Origin of the sequence: Enterococcus sp. (assembly GCF_032555305.1) — a bacterium.
Lineage (GTDB): Bacteria > Bacillota > Bacilli > Lactobacillales > Enterococcaceae > Enterococcus_A.
Window position 1 is genome coordinate 64077 of the sequence record NZ_JAWGOQ010000001.1, and the last position, 14882, is coordinate 78958.

12 protein-coding genes are annotated in these 14882 nt (G+C 42.4%); 3 read left to right on the plus strand and 9 right to left on the minus strand.

Annotation, left to right across the window (positions count from 1 at the left end; translation table 11 throughout):
- Nucleotides 1-47 precede the first annotated feature (47 nt).
- The 5 genes from E6139_RS00315 to E6139_RS00335 form a co-directional block, all read right to left on the minus strand.
- The gene (locus tag E6139_RS00315; protein ID WP_316401044.1) at nt 48-2159 is read right to left on the minus strand and encodes a copper-translocating P-type ATPase; all 2112 of its coding nucleotides are present in this window, start codon (nt 2157-2159) and stop codon (nt 48-50) included.
- 100 nt (nt 2160-2259) lie between these two features.
- A complete protein-coding gene (locus E6139_RS00320; RefSeq protein WP_316401045.1) occupies nt 2260-4434 on the minus strand; it encodes a heavy metal translocating P-type ATPase in 2175 nt (724 codons plus the stop codon).
- Nucleotides 4435-4644 (minus strand): copper chaperone CopZ, encoded by a 210-nt coding sequence (gene copZ, locus E6139_RS00325; RefSeq protein WP_316401046.1) that lies wholly within the window; start codon nt 4642-4644, stop codon nt 4435-4437.
- Between the two features lie 31 nt (nt 4645-4675).
- Nucleotides 4676-5116 (minus strand): CopY/TcrY family copper transport repressor, encoded by a 441-nt coding sequence (locus E6139_RS00330; RefSeq protein WP_316401047.1) that lies wholly within the window; start codon nt 5114-5116, stop codon nt 4676-4678.
- A 206-nt stretch (nt 5117-5322) separates the two neighbouring features.
- Nucleotides 5323-7380 (minus strand): heavy metal translocating P-type ATPase, encoded by a 2058-nt coding sequence (locus E6139_RS00335; RefSeq protein ID WP_316401048.1) that lies wholly within the window; start codon nt 7378-7380, stop codon nt 5323-5325.
- Between the two features lie 248 nt (nt 7381-7628).
- Between E6139_RS00335 and E6139_RS00340 the strand changes: the two genes are divergently transcribed.
- The 3 genes from E6139_RS00340 to E6139_RS00350 all read left to right on the plus strand — a co-directional run bounded on the left by E6139_RS00340 (nt 7629) and on the right by E6139_RS00350 (nt 8825).
- Nucleotides 7629-8267, plus strand: a complete 639-nt coding sequence (locus E6139_RS00340) for a TetR/AcrR family transcriptional regulator (protein ID WP_316401049.1) — start codon at nt 7629-7631, stop codon at nt 8265-8267.
- 74 nt (nt 8268-8341) lie between these two features.
- Entirely contained in the window at nt 8342-8593 is a 252-nt protein-coding gene (locus tag E6139_RS00345; RefSeq protein WP_316401050.1) for a hypothetical protein, read from the plus strand.
- Between the two features lie 31 nt (nt 8594-8624).
- Nucleotides 8625-8825, plus strand: coding sequence for a hypothetical protein (locus tag E6139_RS00350; RefSeq protein WP_316401051.1), 201 nt, complete (start codon nt 8625-8627; stop codon nt 8823-8825).
- A gap of 43 nt (nt 8826-8868) precedes the next feature.
- On the opposite strand, the gene asnS is transcribed toward E6139_RS00350, so the two are convergent.
- Genes asnS through E6139_RS00370 form a run of 4 tightly spaced genes read right to left on the minus strand, consistent with a single transcriptional unit; the run spans nt 8869 to nt 14733 of the window.
- Nucleotides 8869-10167 carry an asparagine--tRNA ligase gene (gene asnS, locus E6139_RS00355; protein ID WP_316401052.1) on the minus strand — a complete coding sequence of 433 codons (1299 nt, stop codon included), beginning with the start codon at nt 10165-10167 and terminating at the stop codon, nt 8869-8871.
- 39 nt (nt 10168-10206) lie between these two features.
- Nucleotides 10207-11394 (minus strand): pyridoxal phosphate-dependent aminotransferase, encoded by a 1188-nt coding sequence (locus E6139_RS00360; protein ID WP_316401053.1) that lies wholly within the window; start codon nt 11392-11394, stop codon nt 10207-10209.
- Between the two features lie 27 nt (nt 11395-11421).
- Nucleotides 11422-11925: a DUF5590 domain-containing protein gene (locus E6139_RS00365; RefSeq protein ID WP_316401054.1), complete on the minus strand. Its 504-nt coding sequence runs from the start codon at nt 11923-11925 to the stop codon at nt 11422-11424.
- 54 nt (nt 11926-11979) lie between these two features.
- The gene (locus E6139_RS00370; protein ID WP_316401055.1) at nt 11980-14733 is read right to left on the minus strand and encodes a helicase C-terminal domain-containing protein; all 2754 of its coding nucleotides are present in this window, start codon (nt 14731-14733) and stop codon (nt 11980-11982) included.
- Nucleotides 14734-14882 lie beyond the last annotated feature (149 nt).

Below are 14882 nucleotides of genomic sequence, written 5' to 3' on the forward strand. Positions count from 1 at the left end.
CCAAGTTTATTCTCAACTTTTTTCCGAAAAAAAAAGCGTCTGAATAATCAGACACTCAAGGTCATGGCATTTATCGCCACAATAATCGTACTTAAAGACATCAAAATCGCGCCAACAGCGGGACTTAGCAGTATTCCGATTGGTGCCAAGACACCAGCAGCAAGTGGAATTGCTAAAATATTATACCCTGCTCCCCACCAAAGATTTTGAATCATTTTGCTGTGTGTTTTTTTAGCTAAACGGACAAATTTCAAAATGTCCTGCAAATTACTGTTCGTCAAAACGACATCGGCGGAATCGATCGCGATATCTGTTCCAGCGCCAATCGCCATCCCAATGGTCGCTCTCGCTAAGGCAGGGGCATCATTGATTCCATCACCTACCATCATGACTTTTTTACCATCATCAGTGTAACGCTTGATGATTTTTTCTTTATCATCCGGTAACAATTCACTGTAAAACTCTTTGATATCCAGATATTCAGCCACTGCTTTCGCAGCCTCCTGATTATCCCCGGTCAGCATCACTGGTTCGATCCCGACATTACGCAAGCTCTTGATGAAGTCTTTGGCTTGATTCTTTAAGGTGTCTCCCATCGCAAAGAAAGCGATTAGCTGATCATCTATTAATAGGAAGGAAATCGTATTGCCCTGCGCTTGATAATCCGATAATTTATTCGGATCAAAGCTTAGCTTTCGACGTTCGATTTCCTTTTGATTGGCTAAAATGACTTGATGTCCTTCCACCATCCCACTGACTCCGATACCCTTTAAGGTTGAAACGTCTTGCGCTTGATAGGGTTCGATGTCTTCGGATTTCAAGTAATTCATCACACCGACTGCTAATGGATGATTCGTTTGGGCTTCCAAAGCACCAATATACTTCAGCGCTTCCTCTTTGTTACTGTCTGTTAGAACTTCAACGCCTGTCACGGTGAACTTACCTTCAGTCAATGTTCCGGTTTTATCAAGAAAAACATAATCCAATTGATTTCCTTGTTCCAACGCCTGACGACTTTTCAGCAGCAGTCCATTTTTAGCGGCAAGAGAAGTTGAGCGAGCGATCACCAATGGAATGGCCAACCCCAAAGCATGGGGACAGGCAATAACAAAGACGGTCACCATACGATCTAGAGCCTGCGGTAAGTCAGCTACAACCAGCCAAGCAACAAAGGTCAATATCCCAGCAGCTAAAGCGATGTAAAAGAGCCACTTCGCTACCTTATCGGAGATAGATTCCAATCTCGATTTTTCTTGCTGAGCCTGCTGAACCATTGTCATGACTTTGGCTAAATAACCATCCTCGCCAGTACCGGTGACCTTCACTCTGATGGTGCCATCACCATTGACGGAACCGCCGATAACTGAATCACCGACATTTTTCTGAACCCCTTTTGATTCACCTGTCACTGCCGACTCATCGACAATTGTCGACCCTTTGATGATCTGTCCATCCGTCGGCATTTTATCTCCCGCACGAACCAATAGTAAATCACCGCTTTTGATTTCCTGCAATTTGACTTTTTGTGTCGAGCCGTCTTCTTGAATCTGGTTGACTTCATCCGGTAATAATTCCGCCAGCTTCTTCAAAGCATTGCTGGCATTTGAGACAGCGCTCATTTCCACCCAATGCCCCAGCAGCATAATCACGATCAGGGTCGCCAATTCCCAGAAGAAATCCATCACATGTTCATGAGGATTAACCTTGTTAGCAATAAAGGAATAAAGGCTATAAATATACGCTACTGAGATCCCCATCGCGATCAAGGTCATCATGGCCGGACTCTTCATCTTCAGCTCCATTTTGGCACCGCTCAGGAAGGGCTGTCCACCATAGATGAACAGAACCGTCGCCAGAACTAATACCAGCCACTCAGAGCCGGGAAAGGTAAATTGGAAAGGTAGCTGCATCCCCATCATCGGTGAAAGGACAATGATCGGGATCGACAAAACAAGGGAGAGCCAAAACTTCTGTTTGAAATTTCCCATATGCATCGAATGATCCATCCCGCCATGGTCCATGTCGTGATGCTCATGCCCATCCATTCCATGATTCATATCGTGATGTTCGTGTCCGCCCATTGAATGATCCATTTTTTGATGGTCATGCATAGTATGGTCTGTGTTCATCGATTCATCCATTTGATCTTCTTGTTTCATGTTGCCTACCTCCTAATTCATTTCACAGCCATTCCTTTAAAGAAGGAAAAGCCGCTTGCACCAATTTCTCCTACTAAAGATTAAGCAGTAATTGGCACATCTATAATTTTTTCTGATTTAAGCTGAGGGAATTTAACAGCACACTGACCGAACTAAAGGCCATCGCACCGCCCGCAATGATTGGATTCAAAAAGCCGACTGCGGCGAAGGGAATCCCAATCACGTTGTATAAAAACGCCCAGAATAAATTCTGTTTGATTTTTCTTAGCGTCAACTTAGATAAACGAATACTTTTTTCAACTGACAATAAATCACTGTTCATCAAGGTGATATCTGCTGTTTCCATTGCGATATCCGTTCCGCTGCCCATCGCAATCCCGATATCGGCTAATGCTAATGCGGGGGCATCATTGATCCCATCACCAACCATGCCAACAGATTCGCCTTTCGTCTGAAGCTCTTTAACAACCTGAGCTTTATCCTCCGGCAACACTTCGGCAACGATATCTGATGGCTGCAGACCAACCTGTTCCCCAATGTAATGAGCTGTCTGAGGATTATCTCCCGTTAGCATTTTCACATTGATTCCCAGTTGATGCAGCGCTGCGATAGCGGCTTTAGAGGATTGCTTGACTTGATCTGTTACTGAGATCATTGCAAGGACTTCCACTTTGTCAGTCAGAAACATGACTGTCTTGCCCTCTTCTTCTAACGCTAACACACGCTCTTCGGGAAATAAAATTTTCCGCTCGCGAAGTCCACGCTTAGACCCGACAAAATAGGATTTCCCAGCAATCGTGCCGGTAACTCCTTGTCCAGTTAAGCTTTTAAAATTCTCAACGGACAAAATCTCCGTCTGGTCTTTACCATACTGATAAATCGCTTTGGCTAATGGATGCTCCGATTGCTGCTCCAAACTTGTCAGATAGGACAAAGCCTGCGGATCAAAAGCTTCAAAATCCGCTACCACTGGTTTGCCCTCTGTGATAGTGCCCGTCTTGTCCAACACAACCGTTGTCAGATGTGCGATTTTTTCCAATGCGCCGCCGCCTTTGATCAAAATCCCTGACTTCGCACCTAAACCAGTACCTACCATAATAGCGGTCGGTGTTGCTAAACCTAGCGCACATGGACAGGCAATTACTAGAACCGAGACACTATGAACGATGGCCTGCTGCCAATCGCCAGTCAACAGACCCGTCGCGATCAATGTTAACAAAGCCAATCCTAAGACAGTCGGGACAAAAATCTTCGATATCTTGTCAGCGATTTGTTGGATCGGTGCTTTTTCACCTTGCGCGTCCTCCACCATCCGAATGATTCGGGAGAGAACCGTCATACTACCGACTTGCGTAGCGGTAAATTGAATACTGCCGGTGGTATTGACCGTGCCGCCAAAAACTTGATCCTCGGCTTGCTTATCCACTGGCAGACTTTCCCCCGTCAGCATACTTTCATCAATCGTGGTTTGTCCGCTAAAAATCTTCCCATCTACCGGAATTTGTTCCCCAGGACGAACACGTAAAAGATCGCCAACCTGTACGTCTTCGATCGGTACTTCTCTTTCTTCGCCATCCGCCATTACAGTAGCTGTCTTAGCCTGTAAACTCATCAATTGTTTAATAGCATCACTAGTTTTAGTCTTAGCCTTTTGTTCTAAATACTTTCCTAGCAAGATCAAGGTAATGATCATGCCGCTGCTTTCAAAATACAAATCAGAATTATAAGGATTGAAAAAGCCATTATAAACACTCAGCGCAAAGGCCGCTGAGGTCCCCATCGCTACTAAAACATCCATATTTGGTGCTTTGGTTTTCAACGCATGATAGGCGCCGCGGTAAAAGCGCTGACCAACTCCGAATTGGACTGGCGTAACCAAGATCAGCTGAACCAGCGGCAAATGCAGGAAATGCACCCAACCCGCGTGACTGCCTAACAACATCGCGATCATGGCGATCATCAGGGGTGCCACTAAAACAGCACTCATAATCAAGTCACGCTTCATTTTTTTCAAATGCGCCGCTTTTTCCTGTTCAATTTTTTGCTTGTGCTCCTCATCAAAGAGGATCGCACCATAGCCGATGGACTCGACCCGCTGGATCAAATTTTCCGCGGTCAGGGTGTCATCAAATTGAACGGTGGCCTTTTCTGTAGCTAAATTGACATTTGCTTCCAGCACGCCTTCTGTTGCCTTCAGTTCCTTTTCTACGCGAGCAGAACAGTTGGCGCAGGTCATCCCGGTGATGGCAAATGTTTCTACTGTTGCGTCTGCCAATTAGATCACCTCAGTTTCATACCCTGCTTCAGTCACTGCTGCAGCGATTTGATCTGCGGAAACTTGTGCTTCATCAAATTTTACGGTTCCTTGATTTTTCTTCAAATTGATTTTTACTTTGTCGATGCCATCCAATTGATTGATCGCTTTCTCTACGTTTGCCACACAGTGATTACAGCTCATTCCGTTGATTGCAAATTGTTTTTTCATTTTAAATTCCTCCATCGTTAAATTAATTTTTTTATTTATGATGATTGCATTCACATTGTCCAGGAATACAATTACATTCGATTGATGCTACTGTCTGCTTATTGATTAATTGCTCCTTGATCAAGTCAACATCCGCATCAGTCAGCTCAGCCTCCGCGACCAACTCAGCGATTGTTTCACCGATCCGTTTTGCACAAATATGAGAAAATAGATTCTCCGTCGCACTCTTGACTGTTTCACCTTCGCTGATTGCCGGATAGTAAATATATTTTTTCCCCGATTGCTCCGTCCGAACTGCTTCCTTTTTCACCAAGCGACCCAGTAACGTTTTGATTGTCGCCGGCTTCCACTCCATCGTTTGCCCTAAAATATCAATAATTTCTTGTGCGGTAGTTGCTTCCTGTGTCCAAATTACCCGCATGACTTCCCATTCCGAATCACTGATTTTAATTGGCGTAATCGTCATAGCCATCCTTCTCACCTCTTTCGTTTACAAATGTAATCTACATGTTTTAGTTTACATTTGTAATCGTCATTCGTCAACTAAAAAGATAAAATTTTTCAAACTATTTCAGTCTAAAGGAGGAACTTGTTCATCATCCTGACAAGCATCGTATGGTCTTACTCTAAATACTGCAAAAAAAATACCGTCCTCAAAATGAAGACGGTAAGAAAAAACTATTTAATTCTCAAACACCGCATCGCGTTCAAGACAGCGATCACTGTCACGCCGACATCAGCAAAAACAGCTGCATACATTGTCGCAAATCCAAGTGCACCTAAAATCAACACTAATACTTTTACACCAATAGCAAACACGATATTTTGCTTCACAATACCCATGGTTTTACGCGCAATGCGGATGGCTACGGGTATTTTGGCAGGTTCATCATCCATAATGACAACATCCGCCGCTTCGATCGCTGCATCTGAACCAAGCCCTCCCATGGCGATTCCAATGTCAGCTCGAGCCAATACAGGAGCGTCATTCATGCCATCACCGACAAAGGCCGTTTTTGTTTCTCGTTTTAATTCATCCTCTAAATGAGTGACTTTGTCCTCTGGCAGTAGTTCGCTGTATACCTGATCAATGCCGATCTTCTTGCCGATTGCATCAGCAATTCCGCGATTGTCTCCAGTTAGCATGACGGTCCGTTTCACACCAAGTTTTTTCACTTCGGACAAAGCTTCAGAAACATGCTCCTTCAATTCATCAGCAATCACTAAATGACCGACGAACTCGCCATCCATAGCAACATAGACGATCGTCCCGATTTCATTAACCGCTTGGAAGGGAATAGCATATTTCGCTAACAGCTTTTCGTTTCCGACTAAGAATCGATGCCCTTCAATCTCGACCGAAATTCCAAAACCAGCAATTTCTTCTAATTGACTGACTGAAGCTAATGGCTGATGGACATAGTTTACGATTGATTGGGCAATTGGATGACTCGAGCTTTGTTCCGCGCTGGCAACATAGCGTAAGAAATCTTTCTTATTAATCGTTGTGTCAACCGTCTGAACTTTAAAAACACCCTTCGTCAACGTTCCTGTTTTATCGAAGACGAGCGTTTCAACATTGGCTAATGTTTCGATATAGTTGCTGCCTTTAATCAAGACCCCGGCCTTACTTGCGCCACCGATCCCGCCAAAGAAGCTCAATGGAACAGAAATGACCAATGCACACGGGCAAGAAATGACTAAGAAGGTCAATGCGCGATAGACCCAATCATAGAAAGGTTCACCAGTAACAAGCGGTGGGACAATTGCCAACAAAGCTGCTAATCCGACAACAATAGGTGTATAGTAGCGGGCAAAGCTGGTAATAAAGTTTTCAGCCGGCGCTTTCTTACTGCTGGCATTTTCGACTAGATCTAAAATTTTGCTGACAGTCGATTCACCAAAGGTAGTAGTGACTTCTACAGTCAGCTGTCCACTTTGATTAATGAAGCCGCTAAGAATTTGTTCATCAGGATGAATACTGCGGGGAACAGACTCGCCAGTCAATGCGGAAGTATCCAGCATCGAGTTTCCTTCCTTAACGATACCATCCAACGGAACCTTCTCACCGGGTTTGATTAAAATACGATCGCCGACCTTAATTGTCTCAGGAGCGACCTTTTTTACTTCGCCATTTTGAATCAAGTTCGCTGAATCTGGTCGGATCGCTAATAAGGAACTGATTGATTTTCTTGATTTCGCCACAGCATAATCCTGGAAGAATTCTCCCACTTGATAAAACAGCATGACCGCTACCGCTTCCGGATATTCGCCAATTGCAATAGCTCCAACAGTTGCGATCGCCATCAAAAAGTTCTCGTCGAAGATCTCACCATGGAAAATATTTGTAATAGCTGTCTTCAATACATCGTAGCCGATCCAAAAATACAAAATCAAGTAAGCGATCAGCTTCCACGGCGTTGCCGGAGTAAAGATCGCTAGAAAGACTAATGCGATGATTGCGACAAGAATCTGAATAATCTTTCCCTTAGAATCTTCTTCCGCCTTTTCAGTCTGCACACTGTTGACTTCAACATCTGGCTCTAGCTTATATACGATCTCTTTCGCCTTGTCGCTGATCCGTTCGATATCCTTTTCAGGCGCCACAATCGTCAACTTCGTGCTCATAAAATCGACTTGAGCCTGCTCTACTCCCTTAATTTGCTGGACGGACCGTTCAATCTTAGCCGCGCAATTTGCGCAATCCAACCCATCTAACCGATATACTTTTTCCATGAGATACCCTTCTCTCTTTATTACATATGAATGCTCCCTCATATTTATTATATATGAGTACATAATCATATGTCAAGGCAATAAAGAAAGCTTTTTCAAAAAAATATCTCTTGAAAAAGCCCGCTGTAATAAGCTTTTTAGAAAAATAAAAATTTTTATTCGAAAAAGTATTGACAACTAGACCGCGGGTCGGTATTATAAAGATACAAACAACGACCGACAGTCGGTTCAGAGAAAGGAGAGAAGAAATGCGAATCGTAAAAGAGCATGATGAACGTAGAAATGAGATCATCACCACAGCAGAAGAATTCTTCTTAACCAAAGGGTTTAATAAAACAACCGTTAATGATATCTTGAAACGAATTGGGATTGCCAAGGGAACCTTCTACCACTACTTCGTTTCTAAAGAAGAAGTTTTAGAGGCTGTTATCGGACAAATCATCGATCAAGAAATTTTACGAGCCAAAGAAATTCAACAATCAAACGACACAGCATTAGAAAAACTGATAACCTTCCTTTCACAAAACAATCAAGAAGACACACGGAAAGAAGAAATCGTCGACAAGTTCCAGATGCCGGAAAATGCTTTAATGAAGCAGCGAGCTCTGGAAGAAACAATCAATCAAGTTTGTCCAGTCTTAGCAGAGATCATCGAAGTCGGCAGACAACAGGGAGAATTCCGAACAGAGCATCCATTAGAAAGCATCCAATTTCTGATTGCAGGAATTCAAACAATGTTTGACAATATCGAAAAACTTTCACCAGAGACGATTCAAAGCCGGGTCATCGCTGCAACTGATTTGATTTATAAAGTCCTAGATATTAATCCAAATGTCCATCCCTATGAACAAACAGTCACACAATTACAAAAAATCTTTCTTTCATAGCTCAGCAAATTCTGTTGAGTTTAACTATTAAACTAAAAATGACCGACAGTCGGTCAAGAAAAGAGGAAACCATTATGAACAACACACAAACAATCAAAACTTTAGCAGGACGAACAAACGAATCCATTCAAACAGTCGAAAGTATCTTAAACAGCTATGAAAACTATTGCACTAAGAACATCACTCGTTACTCAAGAAAACATTTAGCAGCAATTGTTGATTTTATCGCCAATGAAACATCGGTACCTTCAGAAACCTGTTCAAAAGTAATGACCCACTTCTTTGATTTAGTAAAAAACGAAGTCAAAGGTAAATTTTACAACTAAACCAAACCTACAAAAAAAGGAGAAAACTAAAATGAAAAAAATTACGATTATCGCATTGACTCTCATCACTCTAGAAGCTACTTCTCAGATTGTTGAAAAGAACATCGACAAAGAAGAAGTTAAAACAGTGGTGACTTCGAACCTCAAAGAAAACGATCAAGAGAATGAGGAGCTTTATTTTCAACATGAAAATGACGAGAAAGCCTCTTTAATTGAAAAAATTGGGTTTTAAAAAAGCGTCGAGGGCAGCCTCGACGCTTTTACTCTAGTTACTATTAAGGATAAATACGGTTTAACAAACGTGGGAATGGAATCGCCTCACGCACATGATCAATTCCAGCGATAAAAGTGATTGTCCGTTCAAGCCCTAAACCGAAGCCTGAGTGCGGAACGGTACCATATCTGCGTAAATCCAAATACCATGAGTATTCTTCTTCACTAAGGTTATGTTCACGAATTTGTTCTAATAAGAAATCATAATCCGTCGCACGTTCTGAACCGCCGATAATTTCACCATAGCCTTCTGGTGCAATTAAATCAGCACAGATGACAACGTCGTCGCGGGTTGGATGTGGTTTCATATAGAAAGGTTTGATCGCTTTTGGATAGTTTAAAATGAAAACTGGGCGATCAAATGAATTAGCGATAAAGGTTTCGTGAGGTGAACCAAAATCATCGCCCCATTCGATATCGTCAAAGCCATTCTTCTTCAATAATTCCACTGCATCATCATAAGAAATACGTGGATAAGGAAGTTTCGTGTAGTTCTTCAAAATTTCTTTATCACGACCTAAAACGTCTAACGCATAATCACAATTATCCAGAACGTTTTGAACCAAGTAAGCTACGTATTGTTCTTGAACTTCTAAGCTGTCCTCTTGGTGCATGAAGGCCATTTCTGGTTCGATCATCCAAAACTCGATCAAATGACGACGAGTCTTTGATTTTTCTGCCCGGAAGGTTGGACCAAATGAGAATACTTTGCCCAATGCCATAGCAGCTGCTTCCATGTATAATTGTCCACTTTGAGATAAATACGCTTTATGATCAAAATAGTTTGTTTCAAATAAATCGCTTGTACCTTCGGGAGCTGAACCTGTTAGAATCGGTGGATCAACTTTTACAAAGCCATTATTATTGAAGAATTCATAAGTTGCTCGGATCACTTCGTTACGAATCAGCATGATTGCATGCTGTTGTGATGAACGTAACCATAGATGACGATGATCCATTAGGAAATCAACACCGTGTTCTTTTGGTGTGATTGGGTAATCATGACTCTCACCGATTACTTCAATCTCTTTCACGCCTAATTCATAGCCAAATTTTGAACGTGTATCCTCACGAATTTCACCTGTAACGATGATCGAAGTTTCTTGCGTCAATTCTTTGGCTAAATGAAAGACCTCTTCTGATACTTCACTTTTGACTACGACTGCTTGAAAATAAGCTGTTCCATCGCGTAATTGTAAAAATGAGATTTTTCCGCTTGAGCGCTTATTAGCGACCCAGGCGCCGATTTTTACTGTTTCGCCAACATGATTTTTGGCATCGATGATTTGAATTTGTTCCACAAATGTCTCTCCTAACTTATTTATCCCGAATTGATGATTTTACTTTTTACTGTTTTCAATAAAGCGACGAATCCGCACAACCGCTTCTTCTAAGTCTTCCATGCTGGCTGAATAGCTCATCCGCACGCAATCTGATGAACCAAAACCCTCACCTGTTACCAAAGCAACATGCTCTTGTTCCAACAAATCATTGACCCAAGTCGTTACATTATCATAGCCGCCCATTTCCATTGCACCTTTGATATTAGGAAACAGGTAGAACGCACCTTGAGGTTTTTTCAACTTGACTCCCGGCAAAGCAGCGACTTTAGGATAAATGTTGTTCAAGCGTTCTTCGAAAGCTTGACGCATTTTTTCCGCCATCTCTTGTTCTCCGGTCAAAGCCTCAATCGCTGCAATCTGACTAACGGATGTCGGATTACTAGTTGATTGTGAGGCTATCGAAGTCATCCCGCGAATGATCTCAGGATTCCCAATCGCATAACCAATTCGCCAACCAGTCATGGAATAGGTTTTTGATACCCCGTTAATGATCACTGTGTTCTGGAAAATCTCGTCAGATAAAGAAGCGAGATGCGTCACTTCGTTCCCATTATAAACAAGATGATCATAAATATCATCTGAGACAATCAATACTTCATGACGAACGGCCCACTCGCCGATCTCACGCAATTCTTCTTCTGTATAAATCGTCCCAGTAGGATTGGATGGAGAACTAATAATGATTGCTTTCGTACTCTCTGTTCGAACCTCGTCAAGCTGATCAACCGTGATCTTAAAACTATCCTCTTGCTCACTAGTCACAAAAACCGGGTTCCCTTGTGCCAATTTGACCTGCTCGGCATAGCTTACCCAAAAAGGAACCGGAATGATTACTTCATCCCCCTCGTCCAAAATAGTTTGGAACAATGCATACAACGCAAATTTCGCGCCACTAGTTACGATGATATTTTGGGGTTCCACACTCTGACCATAATTTTTTTTAGTCACTTCGATAATCGCTGACTTCATTTCCGGTGTTCCACCAGCAGCAGTATAGAAGCTGGATTTACCGCTTTTAATTCCTTCGATTGCGGCTAGTTCGATGTTTTTAGGTGTACTAAAATCCGGTTCACCGACAGTTAAACTGATGACATCTAATCCTTGGGCTTTCAACTCTTTGGCTTTGGCTGTGGCTGCTAAAGTGACGGACGGTTCTAAGTTTGTTACACGCTGTGATAATTTCATAACTGATAACTCCCCTACCAAGATTTTTTAGATTCCTTTGATGACTTTGATCTCCTTGCCGTCATTGAATGCCAGCAAGTAATAATAAATCGCGCCTTGATTGTCTTTTGCGGTGATCTCCCAAGCTGTTTTATCCCGATAGATTCCGAGATTTGCTTTTTCAAAAATCAACTCTGGGTTCTCACTCTCAAAGCGTTTTTCCACTTGTTGTTCTGTCAGACCATCTTTTTGATTAAGGACGCGAACCTTTTCTCCCGAATTTGGCACGATCACAATGATCGCTTCACCAGCGTTGTTTTCACCGGTGACGGTAAAATAGGTTTTATCCCGATTAAACCAATAGAATTGATCCGCTGTTTTTAAGTCGGCATATTTTTCTGCCATTTGAATCGCTTCTCTTTTGGCTTGCTGCATCGGACGATTTGAACGAATAAAAATCATGGTCGCCGCCACGATGATGATTAGTAAAAAAGTCACGATTCCCAACAGCCAACGATTAAGCTTCCGTTGTCCTGCACTATTCGTATCCAAAATCATACTCCTCTCAGACAAGCTACATTATACCAAAAGAAAGCCGTCCCCTCATTAATTCTCTGTACTTTTGTCAGAATTTAAAAATTGATCCATCTCCGTAATAATTTCTGGTAACGGCAATTCTTTGATGGGTAATTCTTTTGGCAGTGCCTTTCGCAGTTTTTCACCATAACCCGCAGTGATAAATCGCTGATCTAGCAGCAGCATGACTCCTTTATCCTTCTCAGAGCGAATTAGGCGACCTAACGCTTGGCGCAATCGCAGCGCCGCATGAGGAACAGCCTCTTGGAAAAAGGGATTGATCCCTTCTGAGGCTAAAAAGTCATTACGAGCCTTCACCTGCAATCGTTGCGGATTCTCAAACGGCAAACGTGTCACGATCAAAATCTGCAGAATCTCTCCTGGTAAATCAATGCCTTCCCAAAAGCTGTCGGCTCCAAACAAGAGCGCATCCTTTGAAAGCAAGAATCGCTTCAGCAGTTTTTCCCGACTGCCGCCTATCCCCTGAGCCAAGACTTCTCTTCCCTCATTTAATAAAGGTACCCGAACACGCTGATAAACCCGATTCAGAATATCATGGGAGGTGAACAACACTAAGATCGGACGTTTCTGGTTTTCTGCAATTTTATGAACCACTCCTGCGACATAATTCGCATATTGATCAGGTGAAGTCGCCTGAATACTGATACTGTTCGTTGGCAAGTATAAACGAGCCTGCTCCGCATAGTCGTAAGGACTGCTGATGATCTTTAATGATGCTTCAGGAATCCCCCAACGTTTGGCAAAATAATGACGGTCACTGCCGATCTTCAGGGTTCCGCCTAAATAAAGAATCTGCTGATAACGGTCATACCACTTTGTCTGACTGATCAGCGATGCTTCTAGATCCTGCACCTGAAAAGTCTTACGTTTCGCATTGAACCAATGAATATAACGTGCATCCCATTTTTCGCTAAAGGTTTCAAAAGCCATTTGTTGTCCAGCTAAGCGATCTAGCAATGATTGAAGATCGCTCCATTCAGCCTGTTCCTTGATACCAAATGTTTCTTTATAGGTCATGAAATATCTTTGCAGCTGATCCCCAAGCGTTAAGGCATCTTGATAGAGTCGTCCAATTCGCTGCAATACCTGTTCGCCAGCTAAAGATAATTGATCAATCATATCCTTAGTGATCAAGCGCTCATCCTCAGTCGGAAACTCGTCTTTGAAAATTTGGTAAAAATCCGTTAAATCTTCATTCAGTTCCTGCAACACATCTTGGAAAATCTCCAGTGTATGCTGAGTTTGCTGATCCTTTTGAACGAGTGTCTGCCAGACAGAAAATTTTTTATTCTCCAGCAAATGATTAAATGTACGTTGAATCGCCAAAAGGTTGAACTGTTGCGTCGTGATTTTTTCCAGTACACGATTCAAATGATGAGCTTCATCAATGATCAAATAGGGACTCTTAGGTAGTTGTGGAACTTTTCGCTGATCTTCCTGAGCTAAGTAGGCATGATTCGTCACAATCAAATTGCTTTGCGCCAGCTTTTCCTGACGGTGACGAATAAAGTCAGCAGAATAAAAAGGGCTATTGGCATTCAGCGTATGCGTTCCTAAATGACAAACTTCTTGCCAGAATGGATGCTTCAGGCTCGTCATATTCAACTCGTCAAAGTCGCCTGTCTCCGTCTGTGTTAACCAAACAAGCAACGCCATCTGATAAAAAGTGTATTGCTTTTGCTCCGATTTCTTTTCGAAGCTTTGATAAAAACGCTCTAAATCGATATAATGTCGACTGCTTTTCATCACTACAGCCTGCAACGGCTGATCTAACAACCGATTAATCAGCGGCAAATCGTGATTCAGAATTTGCTCCTGCAGTAGCAACGAAACAGTACTGACAACGATCGGTTTTTCCGGTGTTGCTAAAAAGCTCATCGGCAATAGATAACCTAGTGTCTTGCCGATCCCAGTCGCCGCCTCTACTAAAACATTTTTGTCATCCTTCTTATTGAAAAAGTCGTACACCAAATTCATCAAGCGGGCCTGTTCTTTTCGAAAATCTAGTTCTCCTTGGTACACTTTTTCCTTTGCTTTTCGTGAACGAGGATACGCCTTTGTCCCAAAGTAGCTTTCAGAAAAGAGTGGAACACTTTTTTTGCGTAAAGCCAACCCGTGAATAATCGCCAGCTCTTCTGATAACGGCTTAGGCTCTGCTTGCATTTCTTTCAGGCAGTCTTCTAAGAAATTTTTTGTCTGAAAAGCCATTTGATCAGCTGTATCAATAATTTTTTCCAGAGTAATAATCGGCAGCTCTTTTATCTTCGCTTCTAGATGAATTAAAAGTTGAGCCGTCACATCCGCATCACTATCCGCTTGATGCGGGTTCTCATGCACCAAATGCAGCTCCTCTGCTAAATCCTTTAAACGAAAACTCAAAGATGTGGGCATAAACACCTGTGCCAGCTCTACTGTGTCAATACCGGGAATGGTCAGCGGTGGCATCCCGCAGCGTTCCAATTCATTGCTTAAAAAGGGATAGTCAAAATGAATATTATGGGCTACGAAGATCGTATCCTCCAACAAATTCGTAATTGTTTGTGCCACATCTTCAAAATAAGGGGCTTTTCGAATTCGGTGATTGGTGATACCGGTCAGCGTCTGGATCTGTGCTGGAATCGTTTGATCTGGATTAATATCTGTCGAAAAATGCGTCACGATTTTGCCTTCTTCGATCAGCACACAGCCAAATTGAATAATCCGATCCGTTTTAGGATCCGTTCCAGTCGTTTCAATATCAACGACCGCATAATTTTTCTTCACTCTCGCCCCTCCTTCCTCGAAACGGTGAACGTATTTCTATATAAAACTCGATTTATTCTTCCTCACGCATTATATCTGAATAGTACCACTTTCTACAAGGATGATCTTTAGACAAACCTTTTCTCAAAATAATTTCAACAAAAATAATA

Coding starts and splice junctions, on each gene's coding strand:
- E6139_RS00315 (WP_316401044.1), bottom strand. CDS start 2,159: ATGAAACAAGAAGATCAAATGGATGAATCGATGAACACAGACCATACT.
- E6139_RS00350 (WP_316401051.1), top strand. CDS start 8,625: ATGAAAAAAATTACGATTATCGCATTGACTCTCATCACTCTAGAAGCT.
- E6139_RS00340 (WP_316401049.1), top strand. CDS start 7,629: ATGCGAATCGTAAAAGAGCATGATGAACGTAGAAATGAGATCATCACC.
- E6139_RS00360 (WP_316401053.1), bottom strand. CDS start 11,394: ATGAAATTATCACAGCGTGTAACAAACTTAGAACCGTCCGTCACTTTA.
- E6139_RS00335 (WP_316401048.1), bottom strand. CDS start 7,380: ATGGAAAAAGTATATCGGTTAGATGGGTTGGATTGCGCAAATTGCGCG.
- E6139_RS00345 (WP_316401050.1), top strand. CDS start 8,342: ATGAACAACACACAAACAATCAAAACTTTAGCAGGACGAACAAACGAA.
- copZ (WP_316401046.1), bottom strand. CDS start 4,644: ATGAAAAAACAATTTGCAATCAACGGAATGAGCTGTAATCACTGTGTG.
- E6139_RS00330 (WP_316401047.1), bottom strand. CDS start 5,116: ATGGCTATGACGATTACGCCAATTAAAATCAGTGATTCGGAATGGGAA.